Raw genomic sequence first — 19,737 nt, forward strand, 5'->3', positions numbered from 1 at the left:
CCGGCGGAGTGGCGCATCGACGCGTGCGCCGGTTGCTCATTCAATCCTGACACGAAAAGGCCCGCCCTCGGAAGTCTCGGGACGGGCCTGTCGCGGGCGTTTCTCGAAACCTGGGACTGCTTCTCCCCCAAGCAGGAGGTACTGCTGAGGAGGACCTTCAACTTCGAGGTCTTGGCCTGCGTGAGGTGTGGAGGCAGGTTTGAGGGTGCTGGCGAACGTGAAGGAGGAGGGCGGGGTGCGAGCGATTCTGGAGCACGTGGGACTGCCCACGGCGAGTGCAAGGCTGGTCCCGGCGCGAGGACCACCCCAGGCCGCGTGGTGTTGAGGCTCAAGCCATCGCCAACAGACCCAGGCCCCTGCCGCGCCCCTCGTGGGAGGGCGGCCTGGACAGGCGTGTACCCCAAGGGGGCTGCTCGGCCTCTCCACCGGCCTGGCACACAGCTCGGACGCCCCCCGTCAGCTGCCCTCCTCGTCCACTCTGCTCCTGCACGCCACCCTCAACTGAGTCTCAATTCGTCTTGATGCGAGCCTGATGTACTGGGCGGATCCACGCAACGGCCGTTGGCGCAGGTCCCACCTTCAAGGAAAGGCCGTGCATGCAGCGCATGAAGCAGGGGACGCGGTGGGCATCGTCACCCGAGAGCTCTTGCCGCGCTCGCGCGGACGCTTCTGTGACGTTCAAATCGCGCTCGATGAGGCGCTACGCCACACCTACGTCGCAGACTCGACATGGGCGTTGTGCACTCGCGGGACATACGGGGCGTTGGGCTTGCAGTGAGTGGCCTGCGTGCCCAACTCACCTCTTTGCCAGGGGCGCGGACCAACGCCTGCGGAAGGTGCCGGATGATTGATGTTCGCCAGCCGCTGGAGCCGCCCGCGAGACACGGGCCGCCGAGCCTTGCGAAGGGGAGCGCATGCAATCCATCGGTGAGTTCACTGAAGATCGCCCGCATGACGCCTCGCGACGCCGGCATCCGTGGCGGTCCACAGTCGGACTGAAGGTGCTCATGGCCGCGACTGGCATCGTGCTGGTCGTGTTCCTCATCTTCCACCTGCTCGGCAATCTCCTCGTTTACCGAGGGCGGGATGCCCTCAACGAATACTCCGCGTTTCTCGTTCGGGAGCCCCCGCTCCTATGGGCCGCTCGCGCGGTGCTCCTTGCCTCCGCCGTCATCCACATCGGCGCGGCGGCGCTGCTCTGGAATCGTGACCGCTTCGCGCGCCCAGTGGCTTACCGCCGGCTCAGGCCACGAGCCACGACCGTGCCCGCTCGGACGATGCGCCTCACGGGCGTCGTGCTCGCGGGGTTCATCGTCTTCCACATTCTCCATCTGACCACTGGGACCATCGCGCCGGTGCCGTTCGAGAAGCATGACGTCTACCACAACGTCGTGGAGGGCTTCCGCGTCCCCTGGGTGGTGGCCATCTATCTCGGCGCGCTGGCCTTCGTCGGGATGCATGTCTGGCATGGTGCATGGGCCTCGCTGCGGAGCCTCGGGAGGTCGCGTCCCTCGCCTCGGCCGAAACGGCGACCAGTGGCGTGGATCCTCGCCCTGGTGCTCTGGGGCGGCTTCAGCAGCGTTCCGCTCACGATCTGGCTCGTCGGTGTGCGCTAGCCATGGATCTCGGCGCGAGGATTCCGAGCGGGCCGCTCGAGCAAAAGTGGGAGCGCCGACTGCGCGAAGGACGCCTGGTCGGTCCGAGCAACCGGCGCAAGTACACACTGCTCGTGGTTGGCGCCGGGCTGGCGGGAGCTTCGGCCGCGGCGACGCTCGCCGAGCTTGGCTACCGTGTGCACTGCTTCTCCTTCCACGACTCGCCGAGGCGCGCGCACAGCATCGCCGCGCAGGGCGGCATCAATGCCGCGAAGAACTACCGCAACGACGGCGACAGCGTGTGGAGGCTGTTCTACGACACGCTGAAAGGCGGCGACTTCCGCTCCCGCGAGGCGAATGTCTACAGGCTTGCCCAGGTGAGCAACCGCATCATCGACCAATGCGTGGCCCAGGGAGTCCCTTTCGCCCGCGAATATGGAGGGCTCCTCGCCACACGCTCTTTCGGGGGCGCGCTCGTCTCGCGCACTTTCTATGCGCGTGGACAGACCGGGCAGCAACTTCTCCTCGGCGCCTATCAGGCGCTCGAGCGGCAAATCAGCGCGGGCCAGGTTCGCATGCATCCGAGGACCGAAATGCTCGATCTCGTCATGGTCGAGGGACGGGCGCGGGGAATCATCGCGCGCGACCTCCGGACGGGCGAGCTGAGGGCGTTCGCCGGCGATGCCGTGATCCTCGCGACAGGAGGCTACGGCAACATCTACCATCTCTCGACCAACGCGCGAGGCTCGAACGCGACCGCGATCTGGCGCGCGTACCGAAGGGGCGCCGGCTTCGCCAACCCTTGCTTCACGCAGATCCATCCGACCTGCATCCCGGTCAGCGGGCCCCATCAGTCCAAGCTCACACTGATGAGTGAGTCCTTGCGCAATGACGGGCGTGTCTGGGTGCCGAAGCTCAAGGGGGACCAGCGAACACCGCGCGATATCCCGGAGAGCGAACGGGACTACTTCCTCGAGCGGCGGTACCCAACCTACGGCAACCTCGCGCCGCGTGACATCGCCTCGCGCGCGGCCAAGGAAATCTGTGACCAGGGCAGGGGCGTCGGCCCTGGCGGGCGCGGCGTGTATCTGGACCTCGGTGATGCCATTGCGCGTCTCGGGGCCGGAACCATTCGCGAACGCTACGGGAACGTCCTCGAGATGTACGAGCGCATCACGGGCGAGCACCCGTACCGGGCGCCGATGCGGATCTACCCCGCCGTCCACTACACCATGGGCGGGCTCTGGGTGGACTACGACCTGCGCAGCACCCTGCCGGGCCTCTACGTGCTCGGCGAGGCGAACTTCTCCGACCACGGCGCGAACCGCCTCGGCGCGAGCGCCCTCATGCAGGGGCTCGCCGATGGCTACTTCATCGTCCCGAACACCATCGCTGACGAGCTGGCGCGTTTCGGGCCAGGGCCGGTCGACCTTGACCATCCCGCGTTTCGAGACGCCGAGCGCATCGTGCAGGTGAAGCTCGAGCGCCTGCTCGCCTCGCGAGGAACGAGAACCGTCGAGGACCACTTCCGCGCGCTGGGTAGCCTCCTCTGGGAACAATGCGGCATGGCGCGCAGCGAGCGCGGGCTGTCCTCCGCGCTCGAGAGCATCCAGGCGCTTCAGGGCGAGTTCGAGCGAGATCTCCGGTTGCCGGACACCGGCGTCGAGCTGAACGACTCGCTCGAGCGAGCAGGGCGGCTCGCCGATTACTACGAGCTCGCGGAGCTGATGTGCCGCGACGCGCTCGAGCGGCGCGAATCGTGCGGAGCGCACTTCCGCGAGGAGTTTCAAACGGCGGAAGGTGAGGCTCGCCGAGATGACGCGCACTACTGCCATGTGTCGGTATGGGAATACCGCGGCCAGGATCGACCTCCCGAGCTCCACAAGGAGCCACTCTCCTTCGAGTCGGTCGCGGCCGAGACCAGGAGCTACAAATGAGCACGAACCGAAAGGTGGCCCGGACCTGGGTGCGCAGCCGCCCGCGTGTTCTCTGCCGCCGGAACCGATAGGAGACCTTCGACATGGAACAGCGACTCGATTTCCTCCAGAAATCATCCAATGCCTATCAGGCGATGCTCGGCCTGGAACGCTTCGTCCGCAACTGTGGGCTCGAGCACCCCCTGCTCGATCTGGTCAAGACTCGGGCGTCGCAGCTCAACGGCTGCGCCTACTGCATCGACATGCACACGAAGGACGCCCGCGTCGCTGGGGAAACCGAGCAGCGGCTCTACGCGCTGTCGGCCTGGCGCGAGACGCCGTTCTACACCGAACGCGAGCGCGCCGCGCTCGAATGGACGGAAGCTCTGACGCTCATCTCGCAGAGCGATGTCACGGATGAGCTGTACGACCGCGTGCGCCAACACTTCAGCGAAGAAGAGCTCGTCAGCCTCACAATGGCGGTCATCACCATCAACGGCTGGAACCGGATCGCCATCCCGTTCCGCTCCGTGCCCGGCAGCTACCAACCGCCGGCTCGCGCGGCGTCGCATCCGTGATGGGAAATCTGCTGAACACCCGCGCGACGAGTACCTCCATACCGAGGCGCTCGTGGGCGAAGGGGGGAAGGAGAACAGCGTGCGCTTCGTTCTGCAGATCTGGAGACAGGAAAGGTCGCGGTCCCAGGGCGCCTTTCGCCGCTACGAGGTCTCTGACATCACCGCCGACATGTCCTTTCTCGAGATGCTCGATGTCCTGAACGAGCAACTCGCCGCCAAAGGCGAGGCCCCGGTCGCGTTCGAGAGCGACTGTCGCGAGGGCATCTGCGGGACGTGCGGCGTGATGATCAATGGCGCGGCGCATGGTCCCCTCGGCGGCGCGGCGGTGTGTCAGCTCCACATGCGCCGCTTTCCGGACGGCGCGCTGCTCGTGATCGAGCCCTGGCGCGCGCGGGCGTTTCCTGTGCTCAAGGATCTCATCGTCGAACGCAGCGCGCTCGACCGAATCATCGGCGCTGGCGGGTTCATCTCGGTGCCAACGGGGGCCGCGCCCGAGGCGAGCACGCGGGCCGTTTCGAAACAGAACGCCGACGGGGCGATGGACGCCGCGGCTTGCATCGGCTGTGGGGCCTGTGTCGCCGCCTGCCCGAACGCCTCGGCCGCGCTCTTCACCGGCGCGAAGGTCTCTCACCTGGCGCTCCTGCCTCAGGGGCGACCGGAGCGGGAGCGGCGGGTGCTCTCCATGGTCGCGCGCATGGATGAGGAGGGCTTTGGCAACTGCACCTGGCACGGCGAGTGCCAGGCGGCGTGCCCGAAGTCGATCAGCATCGATGCCATCGCGCTCATGAACCATGAATGGCTCCGGGCATCGATCGCATCCCAACGCGAAGTGTGGCGCGAGCCCGAGGCGGACGCCCAGAGCCAAGACCCAGAAAGAGGAGGAACGGCATGACCAAACCGACACATCTCGGGGGTGGGGCCACGTTCGACCTGGCGGCAGTCGAGCGTGAAATGCGGCGAGAAGACGCCTACCTGCGGGAGGGCCACACGGCGCGGACGCTGGTGCGCGAGCCCGACCTGCGCATCGTCCTCATCGCGATGAAGGCTGGCGCACGGATGGCCGAGCATCGCGCCAGCGAAACCGTGTCGGTCCACGCGCTCTCCGGGCACGTGCGACTGCGCCTGCCCGACAAGATTGTGGAGCTGCCGTTCGGGCGTTTGCTCGTCCTCGAGAAAGGCCTGCGCCATGACGTGGAGGCGATCGAGGAGAGCGCGTTCCTGCTCACGCTCGGATGGAAGAGCCCATGAGGGAGGCGTAGAAAGTCGATGCGCGGGGCAAAGAGCTGGCGAGGCCTCCAACTCTATACCGTCGGCCACTCGACGCGAACGCTCGATGAGCTCGTCGCGCTCCTTCGACCGTTCGGCGTCTCCACCGTGGCTGATATCAGGACGATCCCGCGCTCGCGCCACAATCCGCAATTCGAACGCGAGGCGCTTCGCTCCGCGCTTCGCCGGCATCAGCTCCGTTACGTCCATCTCCCCGCGCTCGGAGGGCTGCGGCACGCGCGCGGTGACTCACCGAACACGGGGTGGCGCAATGCGAGCTTCCGCGGGTACGCGGACTACATGCTGACGGACGAGTTCGAGTCTGGGCTGGCCGAGCTGCGTGAGCTGGTCGTGGAAGGCACGGTCGCGTTGATGTGCGCCGAATCCGTGCCCTGGCGTTGCCATCGATCCCTGGTCGCAGACGCCCTGACAGTTCGCGGTACGAAGGTCGAGCACATCACCAGCCGAACCCGGTCGACGCCGCACCGGATGACCGACTTCGCTCATGTCGATGGCACGCGGCTCACGTATCCGGCGGGACTCGGCTCATCCCTCGATACGCGCGCGCCGTTTCACCTCGAGGCGACCGTGCGCGTGCTGCAGCGGCGGCCGACGAACCTCGTCAACGTCTGGGAGGACGGACGGTACCTGCGAGCGCTCACGGTCTCCGATGGACTCGTGCTGGTCGAGGTCTCGAATCAGGGGACGGTGGACGAGCCGCAGGTCCGGTTCCGCGTGCTCGATGGGGATGACTCGCGCGGCGCGCATGCCGAGATCTCTCGGGTGTTGCGGGTGGTGCTCGGACTCGATGTGGACCCGGAGCCGCTCGATCGGCTGCTCCAAGCCGAGCGTAAGCTCGGCCCCATTGCGCTCGCGCTGCGCGGTATGCGGCCGCCACGGTTCCCCAGCCTCTTCGAGACGTTCGCGAACGTCATCCCGTTCCAGCAGGTCAGCCTGGACGCCGGGGTCGCAGTCGTTCGCCGTTTGGTAGAGCGCTTCGGCCGGTCCTTGCCGCACGAGGGGCAAGAACGGTACGCCTTTCCGACTGCTGCTGCGCTCGCCGAGGCGCGGCTCGATGCGATTCGCTCCTGTGGCTTGAGCGCGAGGAAGGCCGAGGCGCTCCGCGCGGCCGCCGCCGCCGTCCAAGCGGGCGATGTGACAGAGGCCATGCTCACGCGAATGAGCAGCGCCGAGGCGATGCGGATGCTCACGGGGCTCCCCGGTATTGGTCCCTGGAGCGCGGCCTTGGTTCTCCTGCGCGGCTTGGGCCGGCTGGACGTGTTCCCGGAGGGCGATGTCGGGGTCATTCGCGGGCTCTCGGGATTGATGCATGTCGAGCCGGGACCTGCTCTCGAGCGCCTGATCCGCCGCTTCGGCGAGCAGCGTGGATATTTGTATTTCTGCTCGCTCGGTAGCGCGCTCTTGGCCCGAGGCCTCATTCATGTCGCCGACGCTGGGCCACGGCGAAGCCTTATCAGCGCGTCGGAGTCGCACCATTGAGGTCAACGCAGCGATGCCTGCCGATGTGCAACTTATGCAGAGGAGGCGGGTCGCTCTGCTCTAGGGGCGCCGCGCGAAGCCGAGTCGCCGCTCAGGAGCCCGTGAAATGGCAGACCCACCGAAACCGACCGCCACGCCACCACCGCCCTCTGGAGCCGACCGCGTCTCACCGGAGCTGGTGAAGGAGCTGCGAGAGCGCCTCACCAAGGGCGAGGACGTCGTCGATCCGAAGACCTGGGCCGGCTCCATTCCGGCCGCCTTCGGTATCGCCCCTCGCCTGCGAATCGGCGCGAACCGTTGGTTCAACCTGGTCTGGCTGCTTGCGCAACGAGGTTCAGCTCGGCTTCAAGCAAGTGAAGTGGATTGCTGGCATCGAGTTCGTCGCTGACTTCCTCGAAGTGGGAGGTGGGTACGGCGGTTACGATGAAGATCACGAGTTCTTCGGGTATCGTCAGTCGATCTGAGTCGGGTGCGAAGGAATGGGCGCGCTCCTCGATGGTCTGCTCCCCAACTTTCGGACACGTTGACGCGTGAGAGTCCTCGCGGCCAGGAGGCAGGTCGGTCGTGAGGAAGAGCAGGTTTACCGAGGAGCAGAGGGTCCGCATTCCGCGGGAGGCGGAGAACCTACAGGTGGAGTTTGAGTCTGGCGCCGCGTGCCCGGTAGTGGCATTGCCTGGCGCCGGCTTGGTGGTGACGTCGCCAGAGTGCCAGCAACAGGCGTCGAGTCTCCTGGACGGAGAAGCGGACGAGGGTTGTCAGTGCGCAGTCTCCTTGAATGAGACGCGCAAAGACGAGGCCGATGCATCGGCTGTGCATGAGCACTTCCCATGAATGGGGACGCCTGAATCGCCACACACGGAACCTGTCAGTATTAAAAAGAGTCATGTCTCCGGATGATTCAGTGAGTCAAGTCAGGAGTTCGACTGGCGATGCGCGCCGCATGAACTGACTTGCGCCTTCTCGACACGCCGGGATGCCTTTAGTACGCGTGTCCGGGTGCGTTCTTCGAATCTCTCCACGCCCCGTCTCCAACTGCCCTGGTGGCCCCTGGTGCTCATCGCTTCAGGGGCGTGGCTGCTGCGCATCGCGGGCTTCTTCCACCGGGGAGGCGCTTTCGGGCATCCCGTGGACTACGACGAGGGCGTCTATTTCAGTGCCGCCGCACTTCTCGCCCATGGTGTATTGCCCTACCGTGATTACTTCTTCGTCCACCCTCCTGGGATTGCCATGTTGCTGGCGCCAGTGGCCGCGCTCGCGCGTGGCTTCGACGCAGCGCTGGCATTCGCGGTGGTCCGTTGGCTCGTCCCCGGGATCGGGGCACTGAGCACGCTCCTGTGCGGACGCATCGCTCAGGAGCAATGGGGCGTCAGGGCAGGCGTCGTGGCCGCGCTCGCCTATGCCGTCTTCCCAGAAGCAGCCGCCACCGAGCGCGGGCCCTTCTTGGAGCCACTGCTCAACCTCGCCTGTCTTGGCATGGCATGGGTTTGGCTGCGGCATGGGGCCGATGCCTCTCGGTGGAAGGGGGATTTGCTGGCCGGAGCCCTACTTGCCACCGCGTGCGCCATCAAGCTGACAGCCGGCGCCTGGGTCATCGCTGCGGTGTGGGCTCGCGGCATGGCGGGCCAGGGACGGCGTGCCCTACGCGTCGTGCTTGTCGCGGCAGCCGTGGGGCTGGTCTGGCTGGGCCCCTTCTTCGCGCTCGCCCCCGCCGCGATGCTCGATGGCCTTCTTCGGTTCCAGTTGCTCCGCCCACCCGATGGCGAGTCAGACGTCTGGCGCCGGCTTCTCATGATTCTGGGAGACGGGCGCTTGGGCCTCTCCGTCCTCTGTGTCTGGGGCTTGGTCGTGGCCCTGGCCCGAACTCGTCGAAGGGAGGCCGTCGCCGAGCGACTCTTCGCGGCCGCCTGGGTCCTGACGGTCGTGACCTTCTTGTCGTCGAAGAGCTATTGGGCCCAGTACAACGCCCACCTGGCGCCCACCATGGCGGTCCTCGCGGGGTTGGGGGCCTCCGTGGTGTTGAGTTGGGCGGACACACGTTCGCGCACGCAAGCCGCGCTCATCACCGCCACGGTGATGCTCATCGCACTCTCTCCGTTGCCGGCGGCCATCCGCTCTGCGAATCAGCGAGACCGTTTCCTGCTCACGCTCGGGAGCTCACTCCGGGCCTCCGTCCCCCCGGATTCTGCCCTTTGCACCTTCGAACCGGCTTGGGCAATCGCCGCCGGGCGGCTTCCCGGAATCCCAGAGGGGACTCCCATCCTCGTCGACCCCTATGGCCTCATGCTGAATGATGCACTGGGCACCCCGGGGCGCTTCGCTCACGCAGGAGCCGCTTTCGAGGATGAGCGCTCGCAGCGGACCATGCTCCCCATGCTTGCGCGCTGTGACATCCTGGTCCTTGAGGGACGTGGCGAATGGCAGCTGTCCTCCGCCAGCGAGCGCTGGGTCCATGAGCACTTCGTGCGAGAAGGGCTCTTCTGGCGGCGTGCTTCTGAGTGAAGTCTCGCGGATTCCCCAAGCCGGAAGGAAGCTGGAAGGGGCGAGCGACTCTCAAGCACCGGGACTGCCCACTGCGGGTGCAAGGCTGCCCCTGGCGCGACGGCCACCCAAGGCCGCGCGGTGTTGAGGGTCCCTATCCGTCTTATGCCTGATGTCACACACGAGAAGCCCGGGTAGCGGCCCGCAACCTGCTCTAGAATCGCCGATATGAGCACTGCACCGTACCCGATTGGTTCCCCCGGAAGCCCCTGGGGTGAGGCGGAAGTCACGGCCTGGCGGTCCCGCCAGACCCGCAAGCGCAGTTACGCGGCCGACGTGCTGAGCGCGATAGAGCGCCTGCGCGCGCGCTTCGACGTGGTGCAGTACGGCCTGCTGGACTACTCGCCGGACACGTACCCGCTGTTCGCGCTCGCGAGCCGCGACTGGCGCGACGGGTTGCCGGTGGCGCTGGTCACGGGTGGAGTACACGGCTACGAGACGAGCGGCGTCCACGGCGCGCTGCAGTTCGTCGAGCGGCATGCGGCTGGCTACGCGGGCCGCTTCAACCTGCTCGTCGTCCCGTGCGTCAGCCCGTGGGCCTACGAGCGGATCCACCGCTGGAACATGAATGCCATCGACCCGAACCGCTCCTTCCGCGAGCCCAGCCCCGCGGAGGAGTCGGCGGCCCTCATGCGGCTGGTCGCCCCGCTGCGCGACCGCGTGCTCGTGCACGTGGACCTGCACGAGACCACCGACTCGGACGAGGCGGAGTTCCGCCCCGCCTTGGCCGCGCGCGACGGCAAGCCCTTCGAGCCCGGCCACACCCCCGACGGATTCTACGTCGTGGGCGACACCGAGAACCCGCGGCTCGACTTCCAGCAGGCGGTCATCGCAGCGGTCGCGAAGGTCACCCACATCGCCCCGCCCGATGCCGACGGCAATATCATTGGCTCTCCCGTCGTCGCCCCGGGCGTCATCCACTACGCACTCCGCCAGCTCGGACTGTGCGCTGGCATCACGCGCGCCCGCTACGTGACGACCACCGAGGTCTACCCCGACAGCCCGCGTGCGACGCCCGCCCAGTGCAGCGACGCGCAGGTGGCGGCGGTCACGGCGGCGCTCGATTACGCGTTGGCGCATCCGTAGGGGACGTGCCAATCCAATCTCGACGTCGAGCGCACGCCACGCTCGACCTCGTGGCCGTCACGGCTCATGTGGGCGAGCCGACGCAGGCGGCGCCGGTGGCCGCGGCGCAGGGCCCGCTGGCGTGGGAGTAGGACTTCAGGGTGGCATGTCGTGCCTATCGCGCCCCGGTGGCCGCGTCCCGGGGGGCCGGCTTCGGTGCATCGCCTGCCGCCTCGGCGATGGGCCGGGCGTACCTGACCAGCGACAGCAGCATCTTGCCCGGCTCTTCGTTCATGATCTCGTGAGCCGAGTTCTCGAACCAGACCAGGTGCTTGATGGGGGCGTGAAGGCGCTCGAACCATTCGGCCGCGACGCTTGCCGACACGTTGTAGTCGTGCCGGCCATTGAAGAGGAGCATCGGGCACTCGAGCCGGGTCACGTTGCTGAAGTCGGCCCGCAACACGGCGGGGAACAGCTTCTCCTCGGAGAGCTCGTTGGCGGTCCACACCGAGGCCAGCTCGGCATCCGTGTACTCCGGAGAGAGTGCGAAGCCCTCCGCTTCGGCCTGGCCACCCGTCCTCCCGTGCACCTGGCCGCCATAGAAGCCGAGCCACTTGCGCTGGATCGCGACGACGGGCAGCTCGAGCGCAGCGCCATGCGCCGCGTACGGCGCAATCGATTGCAGCTCCCTGATCGCCTCCTCGTTTCCGGCTGCGCGTGCCCTGTCCATGGCAAAGCGCCATCCGCGCCGTTCGCTCTCCAGAACATCGGTCGCCTGTCCCATTCCGATATACGCGTGCAGCCATTCCGGGTGACGTTGCGCTACGGACAGGCCGAGGTAGCTGCCCCATGAATGTCCGAGCAGGAAGATCTTCTCCTTGCCGAACTCGTTGCGTGCCCAGCGAATCATCTCCTCGGTATCGGCGATCAACCGCTCCGCCGTCATGGTCGCCGCGACCGCGGAGGGGTCATTCGCCAGGTAGGTTTTTCCAGCACCGCGCTGATCCCACTGGATGACGGTGAAGTACTCCTCCCACCCCCGCTGGAAGTACCAGCTCGTCGGCATCGACACGAAGCCGGGACCTCCGTGGAGCATCAGCAACACGGGATTCGCCCGGTCGACGCCGCGGATCGAGACCCATTGGTCGATCCCGCCGATGTGGACCTTCTCCAGCCGCTCCACACCCATGGGGGTCACGATCCGGCGCAGGTTGGCGACGATGGCGGTCGCTTCGCGCCGGCTGCCGGGTCCAGCCTGCTCCCTGGCCGTAGGGGTGCCCGCACAGCTCGTCAGGAGGACGGCCAGGCAGCAATTACGGAAGAGGTTCGTCATCTCGGTCCCGGGACAGTACGCAGGTGCTCGCATAGGGGGCATCGCCCACCTCCTTCCATTCCCTTCTGGCAGCGCAGGCTTGCACGAGCCTGACAGTCGCTGATTGTCGCGGCGCCTTCGCCCCGGGAGGAGTAGCGTCCGCCGACACGGAGGGGACTCATGCGTGCGCTCCTTGTCGAGGATGAGCCGGAACTCGCGCGGCTGGTGGCAAATGAAGCGACGTCCCAGGGCTTCTCGGTCGACGCCGTGGCTTCGGTCACCGAGGCCCGTAGCGCGATCCACCTGGGCGCCTACGCGATCGTGCTTCTGGACCGCCGCCTGCCCGATGGCGACGGCCTGTGCCTGATTCCCGAACTCCGTGCCATGCAGCCGGAGGCGGGCGTGCTGGTGATCAGCGCGATGGGAGATGTCCCGGAGAGAGTCGCAGGCCTGGATGCGGGTGCGGATGACTACATGGAAAAGCCTTTCCATGCAGACGAGCTGCGGGCGCGCATCCGCTCGGTGCTGCGACGGCCTGCACAGGCGCGACAGCTGCAGCCGGTGCGCTGCGGCGCCATCGAGTACGACCTCGGCTCCAGGCAGATGACGGTGCAGGGAAGGCCGCTGCTGCTTCGCCGGCGCGAGGCCTCGCTGCTGGCCGCCCTGATGCGCCGCGCGCGGCGGGTCGTCCAGCGCGACACCCTCATCAAGGAGGTCTACGGGTTCGACGAGGAGCCCAGTGCCAACACCCTGGAAGCACACATCTCCAGGCTGCGACGGCGGCTCGAGGATTGTGGCGCGGGCGTGGTGCTGCACCCGGTCCGGGGCGTCGGCTATCTTATCGACGAGCCATGAAGCGTCTCACGGACTCCCTGGCGCCGCGCCTGATCGCGGCCGTCCTCGCAACGCAGCTCATCGTCATCACCGGGCTGATGCTGTTTTGGATGGTGTTCTCCCACTCCGTCTCGCACGACGATCTGTCCGCCGCGACCTCCCAACGTCGCGTTGCCGAGTCGATCACGCTGGACCCGGCAGGCGCCCCTCGCATCGAGCCTTCGAGCGCTCTGCGCGCCTATCAGGCACGACGTCCGCAGCTGGCCTACGCCGTGTACCTGGACGGCCGCCTGGTGCCCGGATCATCGCAGCAGCTTGCCCACGCGATCGCTCCACGCGGCTGGGCCGTACTTGGCGCGAACCTCGAACCGGCGCCCACCCTCGCCGACCTGTACCGGTACTTCCCCGACCTGCAGTGTGTGCAGTTGCTCGCTGAGTGCGGAGATCCGGTGATCGCCCTCGGAGAGGGCCAGCGCGCGAACGTCTCGATGTTCCCGGTCCACGGCATCGGGACCGCGGTCGTCGTGACGAGCGGCAATCGCCTCGGACTGGATGACCTGCCAACCGCGCTGCTGACGCTGATTCCGCGCGTGATGAAGCTGTTTGGTTCGGCCGTCCTAGCCACCGTCCTCGTGCTGCCACTGATGCTGCGTCGCGCGCTACGACCCCTCACGAGGGCCGCCAACGCCGCATCCGGCATCGGCCTCGAGACGCTGGACCAGCGGCTGTCGCCCGATGGCGTGCCCAAGGAGATCCAGCCCTTCGTCACGGCCATCAATCAGCTGCTGGAAAGGCTCGAGCGCGGCGTCTCCCGCCAGCAACTGTTCGTCGCCAATGCCGCGCACGAGTTGCGCACCCCTGTGGCGATTCTCTGCGCCCGGCTCGACTCCCTGGGCGACAGCCCCGCCACGCGCGACCTGCGGCGCGATGCGACGCGGTTGGGGCTGATGGTCGACCAACTGCTCGCGGCTTTCCGCATGCAGGGACAGACCCCGGCGGATTGGAGAGCGCTGGATCTCGTCCAGCAGCTGCGTGATCTGATCAGCGACATGGCGCCGCTGGCGCTGCGGAGCGGACGAGCCATCGCCCTGGAAGCCGCATCGCCCTCCGAGATGGTGCTGGGACAGGCCGATGGCCTTCGGTCGGCGTTGGCCAACCTGCTCGACAATGCGCTGCGCGCCGAGCCCGCTGGCGGGACGGTGATCGTCAGGATGGAAGCCAGCACGTCCAGCGTCACGGTCGACGTCGTCGATCACGGCCCCGGCGTCGAGGAGTCCGACCGAGAGAACATCTTCGAGCCCTTTTGGCGCCGGGAAGGTCAGTGGAGTGGAACCGGGTTGGGTCTGGCCATCGCCCGCCGCATCTCGGAAGGCCACGGCGGTAGCCTGCAGCACCTGCCCACAGAAGGCGGCGGCGCGACATTCCGGATGCGGGTGCGAAGAGCTCCCGCAGGAAGAAGCATCGACCCTTGGCTATAGAAGTCAGGCGCGGGTCTTCCTGGCGGATTGATGGCCTTCAGAATGTGGGGCGTCCCCCTGTACTGCGCGTGAGCTTCGTTGGGGCAAAGAAGCGTGAGATGTCTTCTCTCATGTCGGCCAAGCGAGCATCGCGGCATCAATGATGGCGGCGAGCTTCTTCGCGGAGGCGCCATCGCGAGCCTGTATCGACAAGCCCTCCAGCACCGTGGTGTAGAACGCGGCGAGCTTCCCCACCTCGGCGGATGCAGGGAGGTCTCCATCGAGAATGCCTCGCTCGAGTCGCTGCTTCAGCGCACGCTCACCCCTGAGGCGATTCTCCGCGAGGAAGGTCCTGACCTGCTCGTTCTCCGGCGAGCCCAGGAGCGAAGACAGGACGATCATGCACCCCCGAGGTTTGTCGCTGGCGGTGTAGGCCCGCGCATTGGCGCGCAGCATCTCCTCCACCGCCGCGCGTGCGGACGGAGCATCCTCCAGGCTGCGGGTGGTGTGAATGCCTTCGAGCCGGTCGTAGAGTTCAACGGCTTCGCGGAAGAGCTCTTCCTTGCAGCCGAAGATGGAATAGAGGCTGGGCTTGTTGACGCCCATCGCATCGACCAGATCCTGGATGGACGTGCCCTCGTAGCCGCGCGCCCAAAACACCCGCATCGCCTCCACGAGTGCCTCGTCGCGGTCGAACCCGCGGGGGCGGCCCATCACAGCGGAGGGCTTCTTCGTCTTCACCTTGCGCGGAGTCATCGCTCGATTGCCCGCAGGCCAGCGACGCCGATACCGATCATCATCAGGAAGAAGATACGTGGTGCCGAGACCTGTTCGCCGAGAAATAGCATGCCGAAGATCGCGACGCCGCACATGCCCATCCCCACCCAGACAGCGTAGGCCGTTCCGACGGGCAGTTGCTTCAAGGCGAGCGACAGCAGCACCAGGCTGACCATGGCGAGGCCGATGCCGATGACACTGGGCCAGAACCGGGTCAGGCCGTCGGCTCGCTTGAGCGCGAGCGCCCAGGCGATCTCCAGACACCCGGCCACTATCAACACAATCCATGCCATGAACGGCTCTTGATGTCGCGGCTTCAAGCCGAAAAGCCACCATCGACCGCGATGGAGGTGCCTGTGATGAATCGCCCGCTGGCACCCGCCAGGTGCCCGACGGTGGCGGCGATGTCCTCGGGCTGCGCGTAGTGCTTGAGGGACATGAGCGCCAACTCGGCCGCGACGGCGGGCCCGGTCGCCGGATTCATGTCGGTATCCGTCGACCCGGGGTCGATCACGTTCACTGTGATGCCGCGCTCGCCGACTTCCCGTGCCAGGCCCTTCGTCAGGCCGATCAAGGCGGACTTGCTCATCGAGTAGAGCGTGACTCCGCCATAGGGCACGCGCTGCGCGAAGCAGGAACCAATCGAGATGATGCGGCCACCCTGCGGCATGTGCGCGAGCGCGGCTTGAGACGCGACGAACACGCCTCGAACGTGGATTGCCAGCGTCCTGTCGAGTTCCTCGAGTGTGACCTTTTCGAACGGTCCGGAAGGGAAGATGCCGGCGTTGTTGACCAGGATGTCCAGGCGGCCCAACTCGGACGCCGCGCGGTCGACTGCGCCACGGACGGCGTCGGGGTCTCCGCTGTCCGCCTGGATGGCCACGGCCCGTCGGCCGAGTGCCTTGAGTTCACCGACCAGCGTGGCCGCTTTGTCGCCAGAGTTCGCATAGGTGAAGGCTACGTCCGCCCCCCCCTTTGCCAGATGCCGAACGATGGCGGCGCCGATGCCACGCGTGCCACCTGTCACCAACGCCGCCTTGCCACTGAACGCCATCATGTCCACCCTCTACTTTGAAACCGGTCGTTTAAAATGTCTACGCAGCGAGGGTGTCTTCGTCAAGACTTTCTTAATGACCGGTTCATATGTCCCCAGCAGAGCCCTTTGGGGGAAAGAGCCCGCGCTCTCTCCGCCAAGGTGAGTGAGCCAGGTCCCTCAAGCAGGTGAGGAGGAGGCGAGCGAGGGGCTTGAGGCAGCGACTAGGAAGAAGCGGGTGATGCTCACCTTCGGCCCCGCCTGGGTGCGTTGACGCTCCCCGAGGTGAACCGCAGCCCGCCGAGCTCTCGCCCAAGCCGATCAACAACCTGTGCGGCTTCGCACAGGGCCTCTTCTCCAAGGCCATCCAGCGCGGGCTCTGGAAGGGCGGCAACCCTGCGGCTGCCGTCCGCCCGGCGCAAGGTGTCCAAGCGCGCCCCGTCCTATCTCAATGCCAAGGTGGTGGCGCCGGTGGTGCGGAACACCGCGGATGCCGCTCAATGGACAGACGCCCTTGAAGAGATTCCCAAGGAATTGAGAGGCATTGAGGGAAATGGGCCCTCCTGGATTCGAACCAGGGACCAATCGGTTATGAGCCGACAGCTCTAACCGCTGAGCTAAGGGCCCTCATGTGCCAACCAACCGCGTGACGGATTGCATATCGCCGGGCGCGCAGTCCTGGCAAGTGGCGTCGTTTACCCGGCTTCAGCGCTTCCGCTTCGTTGCCAGTCCAGGGGCCGGCGCCTCGCGGGGCACCTTCACGCGGAAGGTGTCCCCACGCTGCGTCACCTCCACACCCTCGGTCCTCAGTCGCCGTGCCTGCTCCTGCGCCACCTGGGGCGCCAGCGTCCCGTCCGAGCGCGTGACGCGCCACCAGGGCAGCGGCAGCTCGGGCTGCTGGGGCAGGGTGGCCATCTCCCGGCCCACACCTCTGGCGGCCCCAGGACGGCCCGCATAGAGCGCCACCTGGGCATAGGAGCGCACCTGCCCGCGCGGAATGGCCCGGACCGCCTTCCACACCGCCTTGGAGAAGGGGAGGGGAGCCTTTTTCACTTCTGCCCTTGGTGTCTTCGTCTTCGCTCGGAGCGCCACGGCCCCGGACTCTAGAAACACGAAGGCCCCCGGTCCACGAATGGAGCGGGGGCCCACGTTTCGGCTCAGCTCAAGCCCAGCTCAGCTCTCCACGAAGGAGCGCAGGCGCTTGGAGCGGCTCGGGTGGCGCAGCTTGCGCAGCGCCTTGGCCTCAATCTGACGGATGCGCTCGCGCGTCACCTCGAAGTCCTGGCCCACCTCTTCCAGCGTGTGGTCGGACTTCTCGCCGATGCCGAAGCGCATGCGGAGCACCTTCTCCTCGCGCGGCGTCAGCGTGGCGAGCACCTTCCGGGTCTGCTCCGCCAGGTTCATGTTGATGACCGCGTCCGCCGGCGACACGAGGCTCTTGTCCTCGATGAAGTCGCCCAGGTGGCTGTCCTCTTCCTCGCCAATCGGCGTCTCGAGGGAGATGGGCTCCTTGGCGATCTTCAGGACCTTGCGGACCTTGTCGAGCGGCAGCTCCATCTTCTCCGCGATCTCCTCCGGCGTCGGCTCGCGGCCAATCTCCTGCACCAGGTAGCGGCTGGTGCGGATGAGCTTGTTGATGGTCTCGATCATGTGCACCGGGATGCGGATGGTGCGGGCCTGGTCCGCGATGGCGCGGGTGATGGCCTGACGAATCCACCAGGTGGCGTAGGTCGAGAACTTGTAGCCGCGCTTGTACTCGAACTTGTCCACGGCCTTCATCAGGCCGATGTTGCCCTCCTGGATGAGGTCCAGGAACTGCAGGCCGCGGTTCGTGTACTTCTTCGCGATGGACACCACGAGGCGCAGGTTGGCCTCCACCAGCTCGCTCTTGGCGCGCTCGGCGCGACGCTCACCCAGACGGATGGCGTCGTAGTTGCGGCGCAGCGACTCGACGGGGAGGTTGGCCTCCTCCTCGACCTTCTTGATCTTCCGCACCGCCGTGCGCACGTCGCGATCCAGGACCTCCAACTGCTCCGGCGTGAGGTTGAGCTGCTTCTGCAGCTTCTTGCCGATGTTGGGGTTCTCCCGCGACTCCTTCAGCTGCGGGCGCAGCTCCTTCATGGAGCAGTCGTAGCGACGCTCCAAATCACGCAGCTCGTCCTCGGCCTTGTCGACGCGCTCGATGAGGGCCTTGAGGTTGATGACGATGCGGTCCACCTGCTTCTTGTTGAGCCGCATCTCCTCCAGGACCTCCATCATCTTGGTCCGGAGGTCCTTGATCTCCTGCTTCACTTCCTTCTTGCGGACCTCGGTCAGCTTCTTCTTGGAGGACAGCTCCTCCTCCAAGACGTCGCAGTCCTGGGCGAACTTGCGGAAGCGCTCGATCTGCTTGCAGATCTGCTCAATCTTGTTGAGCTCGCTCTGCGCCAGCTGCGCCGGAGCGTCGCCCTCGCCGACCTCCTCGGGCGCCTCTTCGGCACCTTCGGACTGCGTCTCTTCCGGCGCGTCCTTGATGACGTCGCGCACGCGCAGCTTGGCCGTCTTCAGCTTGTTGCCGATGTCGAGTATCTCCTCGACGGCCACCTTGCACGCCAGCAGCGCGCGGAGGACTTCCTTCTCGCCATCCTCGATGCGCTTGGCGATTTCGACCTCGCCCTCGCGGGTGAGCAGGCTGACGCTGCCCATCTTGCGCAGGTACAGGCGCACCGGGTCGTTCGACTTGCCGCCCGGCTCGTCGTCTTCGTCCTTCTCGTCCTCGTCGGCGTCTTCCTTCTCTTCCTCGACGGTGACGGTGGGCTTGATTTCGTTGTTCTGAGCGGCCTTCTGCGCGTCGACAATCTCGATGTCGTTGTCGCCGAACATGCTCATCACGTCGTCGATCTGATCGGACGACACGATGTCGGCGGGGAGCGCGTCATTGACCTCGTCGTACGTGAGGAAGCCCTTCTCACGGCCCGCGGCGAGCAGGTCCTTGACCTCCTTGCGCTCGGCGACCGGATCCTCCTCGATGTCGTCCTCGACGGCGTCGGGGTCGACCTGGACGGCGGCGGCGGCCTCTTCCGCGGCCTCCTCCGGGTCCACGTCATCGCCCATGGCCGGCGCCACGCCCTTCTTCTTCTTCTTGAGCTTCTCCGTCGCCTCGGCGACGACGTCCCTCGCGACGAGTTCTTCCTTCTCCTCGGCGCCCGTCTTGGCCCCCTTCGCCGCGGCACCGTCCGGAGCCTTCTTCTTGCGGATCACCGGATCCACCTTCTTCTTGGTCGGCTTCACGGACGCCTTCGAGGGCTTCTGCGTCGGCATTCGGGTACTTCTCCTTGAGCAAATTCAGGGGCTTGAGGCCTGGGCGAGCCGGCCGATCTACCGCAAAGTCAGGGTTTCTTACAAACGCGAACTCAAACCGGTTGCATGGGCGCCTTTGTTCCCGAGGAGGCAGGCTTGAGCTCCTCCAGGACACGCTTCTTGAGCGCCAACAGTTCCACGCGCTCCGCCAGGAGCTGGCGCGTCTCCTCTGTCAGGTCGAACGCCCCCGGCGTCTGCTCCGTCGCCCGCTTTATATAAACGAGCCGCTCGTCGATGCGCCGCACCATGATTTCCCTGCAGATGGAGAGGAACGCCGCCTCCAGGGGAACAGGTTCCGAGGGGAGCTGCCGCAGCGCGCTTTCAATGCCGCGCTTCACGGCTTCCGAGGATTCAAAGAGCGCATCGTTTGCGCCGTGTCCCGACGTCGCATGCGCCAGCGCCATGCGCAGGCCCATGTGGGACAGCTCGTCACACACGCGGAAGGTGTCCCGCGCCATCAACCGTGGCTCTTTCAACACCGCGCCCACGTAGAAGCACTCCAGCGCGGGGGGCGGCTTCTCCAGGGG

General features: G+C 66.4%; 18 protein-coding genes, 1 tRNA gene and 1 pseudogene. 11 read left to right on the forward strand and 9 right to left on the reverse strand.

Features of this window, described 5'->3' with window-relative positions; translation table 11 throughout:
• Positions 1 to 914 precede the first annotated feature (914 nt).
• The 6 genes from FL344_RS22645 to FL344_RS22670 all read left to right on the forward strand — a co-directional run bounded on the left by FL344_RS22645 (position 915) and on the right by FL344_RS22670 (position 6,855).
• The gene (locus tag FL344_RS22645) at positions 915 to 1,616 is read left to right on the forward strand and encodes a succinate dehydrogenase cytochrome b subunit (RefSeq protein WP_141619976.1); all 702 of its coding nucleotides are present in this window, start codon (positions 915 to 917) and stop codon (positions 1,614 to 1,616) included.
• A 2-nt stretch (positions 1,617 to 1,618) separates the two neighbouring features.
• Positions 1,619 to 3,532 (forward strand): fumarate reductase/succinate dehydrogenase flavoprotein subunit, encoded by a 1,914-nt coding sequence (locus tag FL344_RS22650; RefSeq protein WP_141619977.1) that lies wholly within the window; start codon positions 1,619 to 1,621, stop codon positions 3,530 to 3,532.
• Between the two features lie 83 nt (positions 3,533 to 3,615).
• Positions 3,616 to 4,089: a carboxymuconolactone decarboxylase family protein gene (locus tag FL344_RS22655; RefSeq protein WP_141589229.1), complete on the forward strand. Its 474-nt coding sequence runs from the start codon at positions 3,616 to 3,618 to the stop codon at positions 4,087 to 4,089.
• Positions 4,090 to 4,168: 79 nt separating this feature from the next.
• Entirely contained in the window at positions 4,169 to 4,981 is an 813-nt protein-coding gene (locus FL344_RS22660; RefSeq protein WP_141619978.1) for a succinate dehydrogenase/fumarate reductase iron-sulfur subunit, read from the forward strand.
• The gene (locus FL344_RS22665) at positions 4,978 to 5,337 is read left to right on the forward strand and encodes a cupin domain-containing protein (RefSeq protein ID WP_228565285.1); all 360 of its coding nucleotides are present in this window, start codon (positions 4,978 to 4,980) and stop codon (positions 5,335 to 5,337) included. The genes FL344_RS22660 and FL344_RS22665 overlap by 4 nt, the downstream gene beginning before the upstream one ends.
• A gap of 18 nt (positions 5,338 to 5,355) precedes the next feature.
• Complete coding sequence (locus FL344_RS22670; protein ID WP_141619979.1) at positions 5,356 to 6,855, forward strand: DUF488 family protein; 1,500 nt, start codon at positions 5,356 to 5,358, stop codon at positions 6,853 to 6,855.
• A gap of 302 nt (positions 6,856 to 7,157) precedes the next feature.
• Here FL344_RS22670 and FL344_RS38605 read toward each other — a convergent pair whose 3' ends face one another.
• A complete protein-coding gene (locus FL344_RS38605) occupies positions 7,158 to 7,460 on the reverse strand; it encodes a hypothetical protein (protein WP_194863212.1) in 303 nt (100 codons plus the stop codon).
• A gap of 391 nt (positions 7,461 to 7,851) precedes the next feature.
• On the opposite strand from FL344_RS38605, the gene FL344_RS22680 reads away from it, so the two are divergent.
• The 3 genes from FL344_RS22680 (at position 7,852) to FL344_RS39820 (ending at position 10,610) form a co-directional block, all read left to right on the forward strand.
• On the forward strand, positions 7,852 to 9,354 hold the full coding sequence (locus FL344_RS22680; protein ID WP_141619980.1) for a glycosyltransferase family 39 protein: 1,503 nt from the start codon (positions 7,852 to 7,854) through the stop codon (positions 9,352 to 9,354).
• A gap of 207 nt (positions 9,355 to 9,561) precedes the next feature.
• The gene (locus FL344_RS22685) at positions 9,562 to 10,479 is read left to right on the forward strand and encodes a M14 family metallocarboxypeptidase (RefSeq protein ID WP_141619981.1); all 918 of its coding nucleotides are present in this window, start codon (positions 9,562 to 9,564) and stop codon (positions 10,477 to 10,479) included.
• Positions 10,480 to 10,484: 5 nt separating this feature from the next.
• Positions 10,485 to 10,610, forward strand: coding sequence for a hypothetical protein (locus FL344_RS39820; RefSeq protein WP_255508240.1), 126 nt, complete (start codon positions 10,485 to 10,487; stop codon positions 10,608 to 10,610).
• A gap of 23 nt (positions 10,611 to 10,633) precedes the next feature.
• On the opposite strand, the gene FL344_RS22690 is transcribed toward FL344_RS39820, so the two are convergent.
• Positions 10,634 to 11,791: an alpha/beta fold hydrolase gene (locus FL344_RS22690; RefSeq protein WP_141619982.1), complete on the reverse strand. Its 1,158-nt coding sequence runs from the start codon at positions 11,789 to 11,791 to the stop codon at positions 10,634 to 10,636.
• A gap of 159 nt (positions 11,792 to 11,950) precedes the next feature.
• Between FL344_RS22690 and FL344_RS22695 the strand changes: the two genes are divergently transcribed.
• Positions 11,951 to 12,625, forward strand: a complete 675-nt coding sequence (locus FL344_RS22695) for a response regulator transcription factor (RefSeq protein WP_141589235.1) — start codon at positions 11,951 to 11,953, stop codon at positions 12,623 to 12,625.
• Positions 12,622 to 14,082, forward strand: a complete 1,461-nt coding sequence (locus tag FL344_RS22700; RefSeq protein ID WP_141619983.1) for a HAMP domain-containing sensor histidine kinase — start codon at positions 12,622 to 12,624, stop codon at positions 14,080 to 14,082. Before FL344_RS22695 ends, FL344_RS22700 begins: the two co-directional genes overlap by 4 nt.
• 108 nt (positions 14,083 to 14,190) lie before the next feature.
• Here FL344_RS22700 and FL344_RS22705 read toward each other — a convergent pair whose 3' ends face one another.
• The 7 genes and pseudogenes from FL344_RS22705 to FL344_RS22735 form a co-directional block, all read right to left on the reverse strand.
• Positions 14,191 to 14,817, reverse strand: a complete 627-nt coding sequence (locus FL344_RS22705) for a TetR/AcrR family transcriptional regulator (RefSeq protein WP_141619984.1) — start codon at positions 14,815 to 14,817, stop codon at positions 14,191 to 14,193.
• Complete coding sequence (locus FL344_RS22710; protein ID WP_141619985.1) at positions 14,814 to 15,131, reverse strand: multidrug efflux SMR transporter; 318 nt, start codon at positions 15,129 to 15,131, stop codon at positions 14,814 to 14,816. The genes FL344_RS22705 and FL344_RS22710 overlap by 4 nt, the downstream gene beginning before the upstream one ends.
• Before the next feature lie 23 nt (positions 15,132 to 15,154).
• Positions 15,155 to 15,901 (reverse strand): 3-oxoacyl-ACP reductase family protein, encoded by a 747-nt coding sequence (locus FL344_RS22715; protein WP_141619986.1) that lies wholly within the window; start codon positions 15,899 to 15,901, stop codon positions 15,155 to 15,157.
• 524 nt (positions 15,902 to 16,425) lie between these two features.
• Positions 16,426 to 16,498, reverse strand: a tRNA-Ile gene (locus FL344_RS22720).
• A gap of 78 nt (positions 16,499 to 16,576) precedes the next feature.
• On the reverse strand, positions 16,577 to 16,924 hold the full coding sequence (locus tag FL344_RS22725) for an MGMT family protein (RefSeq protein ID WP_228565286.1): 348 nt from the start codon (positions 16,922 to 16,924) through the stop codon (positions 16,577 to 16,579).
• Positions 16,925 to 17,044: 120 nt separating this feature from the next.
• Entirely contained in the window at positions 17,045 to 19,171 is a 2,127-nt protein-coding gene (rpoD, locus tag FL344_RS22730; protein WP_011555174.1) for an RNA polymerase sigma factor RpoD, read from the reverse strand.
• A 92-nt stretch (positions 19,172 to 19,263) separates the two neighbouring features.
• Positions 19,264 to 19,737: pseudogene (locus FL344_RS22735) on the reverse strand (DNA primase); the annotation flags it as partial.

This window comes from Myxococcus sp. AB036A (assembly GCF_006547355.1).
GTDB lineage: Bacteria > Myxococcota > Myxococcia > Myxococcales > Myxococcaceae > Myxococcus > Myxococcus virescens.

What these genes read in the sequence shown, in the direction of transcription:
- FL344_RS22645 (WP_141619976.1), top strand. Translation starts at nt 915, where the DNA reads ATGCAATCCATCGGTGAGTTCACTGAAGATCGCCCGCATGACGCCTCG.
- FL344_RS22650 (WP_141619977.1), top strand. Translation starts at nt 1,619, where the DNA reads ATGGATCTCGGCGCGAGGATTCCGAGCGGGCCGCTCGAGCAAAAGTGG.
- FL344_RS22655 (WP_141589229.1), top strand. Translation starts at nt 3,616, where the DNA reads ATGGAACAGCGACTCGATTTCCTCCAGAAATCATCCAATGCCTATCAG.
- FL344_RS22665 (WP_228565285.1), top strand. Translation starts at nt 4,978, where the DNA reads ATGACCAAACCGACACATCTCGGGGGTGGGGCCACGTTCGACCTGGCG.
- FL344_RS22670 (WP_141619979.1), top strand. Translation starts at nt 5,356, where the DNA reads ATGCGCGGGGCAAAGAGCTGGCGAGGCCTCCAACTCTATACCGTCGGC.
- FL344_RS38605 (WP_194863212.1), bottom strand. Translation starts at nt 7,460, where the DNA reads ATGCGGACCCTCTGCTCCTCGGTAAACCTGCTCTTCCTCACGACCGAC.
- FL344_RS22685 (WP_141619981.1), top strand. Translation starts at nt 9,562, where the DNA reads ATGAGCACTGCACCGTACCCGATTGGTTCCCCCGGAAGCCCCTGGGGT.
- FL344_RS22690 (WP_141619982.1), bottom strand. Translation starts at nt 11,791, where the DNA reads ATGACGAACCTCTTCCGTAATTGCTGCCTGGCCGTCCTCCTGACGAGC.
- FL344_RS22695 (WP_141589235.1), top strand. Translation starts at nt 11,951, where the DNA reads ATGCGTGCGCTCCTTGTCGAGGATGAGCCGGAACTCGCGCGGCTGGTG.
- FL344_RS22700 (WP_141619983.1), top strand. Translation starts at nt 12,622, where the DNA reads ATGAAGCGTCTCACGGACTCCCTGGCGCCGCGCCTGATCGCGGCCGTC.
- FL344_RS22705 (WP_141619984.1), bottom strand. Translation starts at nt 14,817, where the DNA reads ATGACTCCGCGCAAGGTGAAGACGAAGAAGCCCTCCGCTGTGATGGGC.
- FL344_RS22710 (WP_141619985.1), bottom strand. Translation starts at nt 15,131, where the DNA reads ATGGCATGGATTGTGTTGATAGTGGCCGGGTGTCTGGAGATCGCCTGG.
- rpoD (WP_011555174.1), bottom strand. Translation starts at nt 19,171, where the DNA reads ATGCCGACGCAGAAGCCCTCGAAGGCGTCCGTGAAGCCGACCAAGAAG.